The sequence below is a fragment of the Micromonospora sp. D75 genome, assembly GCF_018070405.1.
In the GTDB taxonomy this organism is placed as follows: domain Bacteria; phylum Actinomycetota; class Actinomycetes; order Mycobacteriales; family Micromonosporaceae; genus Micromonospora; species Micromonospora chalcea.
The window spans coordinates 1-434 of record NZ_JAGPXV010001207.1 but is presented as its reverse complement, the minus strand read 5'-3'; the positions used below and the strand labels follow the sequence as shown (position 1 = coordinate 434).

The 434-nt window shown below is 77.2% G+C and carries 1 pseudogene; it reads left to right on the top strand.

The window, feature by feature from the left end:
- Positions 1–434 (top strand): annotated as a pseudogene (locus KBX39_RS32890) (ABC transporter permease subunit); the annotation flags it as partial.

Here is a 434-nt window from a genome sequence, read left to right as displayed (position 1 = left end):
GCGCCTCGGCGCGGACATCCGGGCCGGGCCCGACCCGGCCCGGCTGCCCGACCGGTACGCGCAGACCATGCTGTTCCTCGCCGGTGGGTTCGCGCTGCTGCCCGCACTGATCGGCGCGTTCTGGGGCGCGCCGCTGGTCGCACGGGAACTGGAGCAGGGCACGCACCGGCTGGTGTGGAACCAGAGCGTGCCGCGCCGCCGCTGGCTGGCGGTCAAGCTCGCCGTGCTGTCGGCCGCCGCCGCGCTCGTCGCCGGGCTGCTCGGCGCGCTGCTGACCTGGGCGGCCTCGCCCGTCGACCGGGTCGCGGGCGACCGGTTCAGCACCGTGCTGTTCGGCGCGCGCGGCGTCGCACCGGTCGGGTACGCCGTGTTCGGCCTCGTCCTCGGCGTCGTCGCCGGGCTGCTGCTGCGCCGCACCCTCCCAGCCATGGCAG